The following is an 8,311-nucleotide window of genomic DNA, read 5'->3' as shown; positions in this document are numbered from 1 at the left end:
GGATGGAGCAGCTCGGTAGCTCGCTGGGCTCATAACCCAGAGGTCGCAGGTTCAAATCCTGTTCCCGCTACTAGACGAAAGCCCCGGAGTTTCAACTCCGGGGCTTTCGCCGTTTCTAGCCCAGGCGCAGCGTCCAGTTGCCGCGGTAGTGCAGCCGGGTGACGCTCGCGGGCGGAACATCGATGCGCCAGAACGACTTCGGCGGTGCGTCGAGCACGACGAGCAGCACCGCCCTGATCACCGCCGGATGCGTCACCGCCACCGTGTCCCGGCCCGCCGAGGCGATCTCGGCCAGCCAGAACCGCGCCCGGTCGACCAGATCGGTCACCGATTCGCCACCGTGCCCACGGAATTCGGGATCGGTGAGCCACGCGAACAGCTGATCCTGTGCCAGACTGCCCATCTCGGTCCCCCGCCACGACCCGGAATCCAGATCCCGTAATCGCGCATCCAGCTCACCGACCAGCCCTAACGCCTCCGCTGTCTCCCGAGCCCGCCGCTCGGGCCCCGTCCGCACCTGGGCACCGGCCAGCACCGCGTCCGCGCGCAGCGCACCGCGCCCCGACTCGTCCAGTGGTTCGTCGACAGGGAATCGCGCCTTCCGTACCGCCTCGGTCAAGCCATGCCCCACCAGGTCGACTCTGAGCACCGTTTGCACGAGAGCCCAGAGTAGCGTCGGTCACACTCGCGCTGCCACCAGCCCGTCTCCGTGCGGCCGACCGAGCTCGGTGCGGTGGGGTCGCGGGCCGCGCATCGAGGGAATTGTCGGTGGGCCGGTGCACACTGAACGCTATGGATCGGTTCTCTCCCGCTACCGCGCAGTGGTTCGACGGGGCCTTCGCCGGGCCCACGTCGGCCCAGCTCGGGGCGTGGAAGGCGATCGCGGACGGGAACCACACGCTGGTCGTCGCGCCCACCGGGTCGGGCAAGACGCTGTCGGCGTTCCTGTGGGCCATCGATCAGCTGGCCACGCGGCCGGCGCCGGAGCCTGGGACGCCGCGGGGGACGTCGGTGCTGTACGTCTCGCCGCTCAAGGCGCTGGCCGTGGATGTGGAGCGGAATCTGCGGGCGCCGCTGGTGGGGGTCACGCAGACCGCCAAGCGGCTGGGGCTCGAGCCGCTCGACATCTCCGTGGGTGTGCGCTCCGGCGACACCACGCCGGCGCAGCGGCGGGCCATGCAGCGCACGCCACCGGACATTCTCATCACCACGCCCGAGTCGCTGTTCCTGTTGCTCACCTCGGCGGCGCGGGAGACGCTGGCCCAGGTCAACACGGTGATCGTCGACGAGGTGCACGCCATCGCGGGGTCCAAGCGTGGCGCGCATCTGGCGTTGTCGCTGGCCCGGCTGGATCAGCTGACCGAGCGACCGGCGCAACGGATCGGGCTGTCGGCGACGGTGCGGCCGCCGGAAGAGGTCGGGCGGTTCCTGGTGGGATCGGCGCCGATCACCATCGTGCGGCCGCCAGCGCCGAAGACGTTCGATCTGTCGGTGCGGGTTCCGGTCGCCGATATGACCGATCCCGGTGACTCCGACCAGCCGGGCTCGATCTGGCCGCATGTCGACGAGGCCATCGTCGACCTGGTGCTCGAGCATCGGTCCTCGATCGTGTTCGCCAACTCCCGGCGGCTGGCCGAACGGCTCACCGCGCGGCTCAACGAGGCCTACGCCGCCCGGCTGGGTGAGCCGGTGGACACCGAGCACGCGCCGCCCGCCCAGCTCGGGCCGTCCACCGAGGTGATCCACGGCGCCGACCAGCTGCTGGCGCGGGCCCACCACGGGTCGGTCAGCAAGGAGCAGCGGGCCATCATCGAGGACGACCTCAAGAGCGGACGGCTGCGCTGCGTGGTCGCCACCAGCAGCCTCGAACTCGGCATCGATATGGGCGCTGTCGACCTGGTCGTGCAGGTGGAGGCGCCGCCGTCGGTGGCCAGCGGATTGCAGCGGGTCGGCCGGGCCGGGCACCAGGTGGGCGAGATCTCGCGGGGCGTGCTGTTCCCCAAGCACCGCACCGACGTCATCCACTGCACCGTCGCCGCCCAGCGCATGCTCACGGGCGAGATCGAACTGCTCCAGATCCCCGCGCACCCGCTCGACATCCTCGCCCAGCAGACCGTGGCCGCCTGCGCACTCGAGCCCATCGACGTCGACGCCTGGTTCGACATCGTCCGCGCCACCGGCAGCTACGCGAACCTGCCCCGCTCGGCCTACGAATCCGTCCTCGACCTGCTCGCGGGCCGCTACCCCTCCGACGAGTTCGCCGAACTGCGCCCCCGCGTGGTGTGGGACCGCGACGCGGGCACCCTCACCGGCCGCCCTGGCGCCCAACGCCTGGCCGTCACCTCCGGCGGCGCGATCCCCGACCGGGGCATGTTCGCGGTGTTCATGGTCGGCGAAAAGGCTTCGCGGGTGGGCGAACTCGACGAGGAGATGGTCTACGAGTCGCGCGTCGGCGATGTCTTCGCGCTCGGCGCCACCAGCTGGCGGATCGAGGAGATCACCTTCGACCGGGTGCTGGTGACGCCCGCTTTCGGCCTGCCCGGCCGCCTCCCCTTCTGGCACGGCGACGGCCTCGGCCGCCCCGCCGAATTGGGCACTGCCCTGGGCGAATTCGTGCGCAACGCAGGACAGGTGTCCGCCGACGAACTCACCCGCATCGTCGCAGGCATGGGCCCTGGACCCGCCGCTTTCGATCCGGGGACCACTGCTATCGCCTCCACAGGGTCCGGCGTCGACGACGGGCCCGAGACTGCGGCGCAAGCTGTCGTGCCGATCGTCGCCGGCGCGGATATACCGCCCGAGCAGACGACGCGTGCTGACGCGTCAGTCACCAGGGGGAGAACACTGCCTGCGCCGACGGCACGAGGGGAGACTCCAGCCGCCGCCGGCGGGCGAACACGGCCTGGGCCGGGTTCGAAATCCGGTGCTCGTGCCAATCGGGCGGCCGACGAACTCAGCAAGCCCGGTGCTCGCCTCGATCAACTCGTGCGGACAGCGGGCCTCGACCAGAACGCGACCGCGAACCTGGTCGGGCTCCTGGAGGAACAGCGCTCCGCCACCGGTCAGCTGCCCACCGACCGCACTCTGGTCGTCGAACGTTTCCGCGACGAACTCGGTGACTGGCGCCTGGTCCTGCACTCCCCTTACGGCACCCCGGTGCACGCACCGTGGGCGCTGGCTGTCGGCGCCCGGCTGCAGGAGCGATTCGGCATCGATGCCGCACCGACCGCGTCCGACGACGGCATCGTGGTGCGTCTGCCCGACACCACCGACGATCCGCCCGGCGCCGAACTGTTCGCCTTCGAGCCCGACGAGATCGACGACATCGTCACCGAACAGGTCGGCGGCTCCGCGCTGTTCGCGTCCCGGTTCCGCGAGTGCGCCGCCAGAGCGCTGCTGCTGCCACGCCGCGATCCCGGCAAGCGCGCACCGCTGTGGCAGCAGCGGCAGCGCTCGGCCCAATTGCTCGATGTGGCACGCAAATTCCCGGATTTCCCGATCCTGCTGGAAACCGTCCGCGAGTGCCTGCGCGACGTCTACGACCTGCCGTCGCTGCGCGACCTGCTGACCAAGGTCGCCCGCCGCGAAGTGCGCCTGATCGATGTCGAGACCGCCAGCCCGTCCCCCTTCGCCAACGCCCTGCTGTTCTCCTACATCGGCCAGTTCCTCTACGACGGCGACAGCCCGCTGGCCGAACGCCGCGCCGCCGCACTCGCTCTGGACTCCAGCCTGCTCGCCGAACTACTCGGCCGCGTCGAACTCCGCGAACTACTCGACCCCGCCGTCATCACCCTGACCGAACGGGAACTCCAGCGCCTCACCCCCGAACGCTGGGCCCGCGACACCGAAGGCCTGGCCGACCTGCTGCGCCTACTCGGCCCCCTCACCCCCGCCGAGGCCGCCGCCCGCTGCGTGCGGCGCAGTGGCGCAGCCGAGGATCAGACCGCTGACGACATCCTCGCCGACTCCGACGCTCCCACCTGGTTTACGGAACTGCGTGATGCCCGTCGCGCACTGGAGGTTTCGTTCGCGGGGCGGACCTGGTGGGTGGGGATCGAGGACGCCGCGCGCCTGCGTGACGCGCTCGGGGTACCGCTGCCGATCGGCGTACCCGCCGCCTTCATCGAACCTGTTCCGGATCCGCTCGGTGACCTCGTCGGACGCTACGCCCGCACCCACGCACCGTTCACCACCGCCGACGTCGCTGCCCGCTTCGGCCTCGGATCCGCGGTCGCCGCGACCGCCCTGCACCGGCTGCTGGCCGAGAAACGCGTGGTGGAAGGCGAATTCACGCCCGCGACGGCGGGTACCGAATGGTGCGACGCCCAGGTGCTGCGCCGGTTGCGCCGCCGGTCGCTGGCCGCCGCCCGGCACGAGGTGGAGCCGGTGTCCACGGCCGCTCTCGGCCGCTTCCTGCCCGCCTGGCAGCACGTCGGTTCCGGCGAACTGCGCGGCATCGACGGCGTCGCCACCGTAGTGGAACAGCTTGCGGGCGTACCGATCCCGGCCTCGGCTTGGGAATCGCTGATTCTGCCGACGCGCGTGCGCGACTACTCCCCCGCCATGCTGGACGAACTGATGGCGAGCGGCGAGGTGATCTGGTCCGGCCACGGCGCGATCACCGCCCGCGACGGCTGGATCGCCCTGCACCTGGCCGACCAGGCCCCCTTCACCCTCCCACCCCCCGACGCCATCGACCCCACCGACATCCAGCTCGGCCTCCTGGCAGCCCTCGGCGCCCCGTTGGAGCCCTGGCCCCCACGCGTCGAGCGAACACCGACAGTCGACCTCGACGCCCCCGGCAGCACTCCGCCCGCCACTGGCCGCAAGTCGAACAGCGACAACGCAGCATCCAAGGGAGGCGCTCCGACCCACCGAACCTCCGCTGGGGACACAGATCGCCCGGACCGCAACCTGGATCGGGACCGCGACCGGGAAGCAGACCTCGACCGCGACGGGGACACGGGTCGAAACCAGGGCCGGGACGGGGGCCGGGGCCAGGACCTCCCTCCGACTCCGCCAGCCGACCAGGACAACCCGCGACGACTGCCGCCCACCCTGCACGGCGGTGGCGCCTTCTTCTTCCGCCAGCTCTCCGACGCCACCGGCCTCCTCGACGACAAGGCCGTCGGCGAGGCACTGTGGCAACTCGTCTGGGCCGGCTACGTCTCCGGCGACACCTTCGCCCCGGTGCGCGCCCTCCTCTCCGGCACCGCACGCAGCACCACCGCCCACCGCACCCCGCGCCGGGCTCCCCGCGGCCGCGCCTACCTCCCGCGCCCCTCCATGCCGACCCGCACCGGCCCACCCACCCTGGCGGGCCGCTGGTCGATCCTGCCGGAACGAGTGCAGGACAACACCCTTCGCGCCCACGCCACCGCCGACCAGCTGCTCGAACGCTACGGCGTCCTCACCCGGGGCTCGGTGCAGAACGAGGGTGTACCGGGCGGCTTCGCGCTGATGTACCGGGTACTCACCGAGTTCGAGGATCGCGGCCGGTGTCGCCGCGGCTATTTCGTCGACACCCTCGGCGGCGCCCAGTTCTCCACCACCGACACCGTCGACCGGTTGCGCTCGTTCGACACCGACCGCAATACGGCCCAGCCCGGCGTCGCGCTGGCGCTGGCCTCCTGCGACCCCGCCAACCCGTACGGTGCCGCGCTGCCGTGGCCGAAAGGCGACGCCGAGGGCGGACACCGCCCCGGACGCAAGGCGGGTGCCCTGGTGGTGCTGGTCGGCGGCGAGCTGGTGCTCTACGTGGAACGCGGCGGCAAGACCCTGCTCAGCTTCACCGAGGACCCCGGCCTGCGCCGGATGGCCGCGACCGGGCTGGCCGGTCTCGTGCATGACCGCAGGGTCGACGGGCTGGTGATCGACAAGATCAACGGAGAAACCGTGCACGGCAACACCTTCGTGGAGGTCGTGGTCGGGGGGGGTTTCTCTTTTACACGGCGCGGCGTGCGAGGGGGATGGCCGGTGTCGCCGAAGGCCGGAGGGCTACACCGTGTTCCGCCCGGCCGAGCGACTGCGCACGGCACTGGCCGGTAAGACCCTCACCCGCAGCGACTTCCGGGTGCCCCGATACGCGACGGTCGACCTGGTCGGCGACCTGGTGACGGAGGTCGGCAGCTACGGCAAGCACCTGTTCATCCGCACCGACCGGGTGAGCATCCACACCCATCTGAAGATGGAGGGCGTGTGGCGGGTGTTCCATCGCGGCCAGCGGTGGACGAAACCGCCGGTCACCGCGCGGCTTGTCCTCGCCACCGACGAGTTCGAGGCCGTCGGCTTCGAACTCGGCAAGGTACAGGTGCTGCCCCGCGCCGAGGAGCACACCGTCGTCGACCATCTCGGCCCCGACCTGCTCGGCCCGAACTGGGACGCGGCCGGGGCCCTGCGCCGACTCGCCGAATACCCGCGCCGCCCCATCGGCCTGGCCCTGCTCGACCAGCGCAATCTGGCCGGCATCGGCAACATCTACCGCAGCGAGATCTGCTTCCTGCGCCGCGTGCACCCGGCGACCCCGGTCGGCGACATCCCCGACCTGCCCGCGCTGGTCGACGAGGCCCACCGCGTCCTCGGCAAGGCCGCACACCAACCGCCCTGGCGACCGATGGCCTACGGCCGCACCCGCCGCCCGTGCCCCCGCTGCGGCACCGCGATCGTCTCCCGGCTGCTCGGCGAGGAGGACCCGGCCGACCGCATCACCCAGCGCGAACGCGGCATCTACTTCTGCCCCCGCTGCCAACCGGAGCCGAATAACTAGACCGGTCGTCATACTTGAGCTACGCTGAGCGGGTGACTCCACGCACGGACTCCCGGCAGCGTTTCCTCGACGCCGCCGCCGACCTGTTCCACACCCAGGGCTACCACGCCACCGGCGTCAACCAGCTGGTCAGCGCGGGCGGGGCACCCAAGGGCTCCTTCTACTTCCACTTCCCCGGCGGCAAGGAACAACTCGCCGCCGAGGCCGTCGTCCAGTCCGCCGACGCGCTGCGGACCCTGCTCGAAGCCGCGCTCGAATCCGGCGACATCGACGGCGTGTTCGCCGCGCTCGGCGCGATGCTCACCGACTCGGACTTCCAGCGCGGCTGCCCCATCGCCACCATCGCCCTCGACGCGGGCGACAGCGAGCCGATCCGCGAAGCCTGCGCCGTCGGATTCGACACGTGGCGCACCGCGATCGACGACTTCCTGCGCGCCAAGGGCATTCCCGGCGAGCGCGCCGAGGAGCTGTCCACCGTGGCGCTGGCCATGCTCGAGGGCGGGCTGCTGCTCTCCCGCACCCGACGCGACCTCACCCCCTTGCGCGCGGTCGCCGACCATCTGCGCGCCACCCTCGAACAGGAGCTCTCCTGATGCGTATCCACCACATCGACGGCGGCACCATGCGCCCCTTCGGCGGCCGCCTCCTCGACGGCGTCGGCGGCATCACCCGCCGCGCCGAGATGGTCTGCCACTGCGTGCTGATCGAACTCGACGACCGCCTCGTCCTGATCGAGACCGGGATCGGCGAGGGCGCGGTCCGGCGCCCCGACGAGTGGCTCGGCCGCCGCTTCATCCGGATGACCCGCCCCGTCCTCGACCTCGAGCGCACCGTGGCCCGCCGCATCGAGGCGCTGGGCTACCGCCGCGAGGACGTCACCGACATCGTGCTCACCCACCTGGATCTCGACCACGCGGGCGGCCTGGCCGAATTCCCGCAGGCCAGCGTGCACGTCTACGGCGAGGAATTGCGCGCCCTCGACGGCCATTTCGGCCCGCGCGAGAAGTTCCGTTACCGTGCGGCGCAATTCGCGCACGGCCCGCGCTGGGAGAGCTATGACGAACTCGGCGAGCCCTGGTTCGGTTTCGGCGCGGTGCGTCAATTGCGCGGTCTCCCCGCCGAACTGCTGATCATCCCGCTGGCCGGGCACACGCGCGGCCACGCGGGTATCGCGATCGATACCGGCGCGGGCTGGAAGTTCGCGGTCGGCGACGCCTACTTCCACCCCGGCCAGCTCGACCTGGAGCATCCGCACCAGCCGCCCGGCGCCGCGCTGTTCGAACGTCTCGTGCAAACCGTCGGACCCGCGCGGATCGACAATCAGGAGCGGCTGCGCGAACTGCTGCGCGGTCACGGCGACGAGGTCGAGGTGTTCAGCGCGCACAATGCCGTCGAACTGCGCGCGCTGCAATCGGCGACCGTCTGACGGACTGGCGTAATAGTTCAAAAAAAACGGCAAGGTTAAAAAATAATAAATCACCACGGAGAAAATATACAAAAACACGCTATAAACCATCATGTGGAACCAGGTCTCACCCCAGAGGT

4 protein-coding genes and 1 pseudogene are annotated in these 8,311 nt (G+C 70.8%); 4 read left to right on the top strand and 1 reads right to left on the bottom strand.

From position 1 onward, the window contains the following. Positions 1-115: 115 nt before the first annotated feature. Complete coding sequence (locus ACFWPJ_RS09515; RefSeq protein WP_378849177.1) at positions 116-658, bottom strand: histidine phosphatase family protein; 543 nt, start codon at positions 656-658, stop codon at positions 116-118. A gap of 134 nt (positions 659-792) precedes the next feature. Between ACFWPJ_RS09515 and ACFWPJ_RS09510 the strand changes: the two are divergent. The 4 genes and pseudogenes from ACFWPJ_RS09510 to ACFWPJ_RS09495 form a co-directional block, all read left to right on the top strand. Beyond that, positions 793-5,964 (top strand): annotated as a pseudogene (locus ACFWPJ_RS09510) (DEAD/DEAH box helicase); the annotation flags it as partial. Positions 5,965-6,004: 40 nt separating this feature from the next. Beyond that, positions 6,005-6,766, top strand: a complete 762-nt coding sequence (locus ACFWPJ_RS09505) for a DNA-formamidopyrimidine glycosylase family protein (RefSeq protein ID WP_378849176.1) — start codon at positions 6,005-6,007, stop codon at positions 6,764-6,766. 32 nt (positions 6,767-6,798) lie between these two features. After that, positions 6,799-7,359: a TetR/AcrR family transcriptional regulator gene (locus tag ACFWPJ_RS09500; protein ID WP_378849174.1), complete on the top strand. Its 561-nt coding sequence runs from the start codon at positions 6,799-6,801 to the stop codon at positions 7,357-7,359. Then, positions 7,359-8,192: an MBL fold metallo-hydrolase gene (locus ACFWPJ_RS09495; protein WP_378849173.1), complete on the top strand. Its 834-nt coding sequence runs from the start codon at positions 7,359-7,361 to the stop codon at positions 8,190-8,192. Before ACFWPJ_RS09500 ends, ACFWPJ_RS09495 begins: the two co-directional genes overlap by 1 nt. The last annotated feature ends 119 nt before the right edge of the window (positions 8,193-8,311 follow it).

Source organism: Nocardia sp. NPDC058497 (genome assembly GCF_042720195.1).
Taxonomy (GTDB): Bacteria; Actinomycetota; Actinomycetes; order Mycobacteriales; family Mycobacteriaceae; genus Nocardia.
This window is presented reverse-complemented; position numbering and strand designations above follow the sequence as displayed.

What these genes read in the sequence shown, in the direction of transcription:
- ACFWPJ_RS09495 (WP_378849173.1), top strand. Translation starts at nt 7,359, where the DNA reads ATGCGTATCCACCACATCGACGGCGGCACCATGCGCCCCTTCGGCGGC.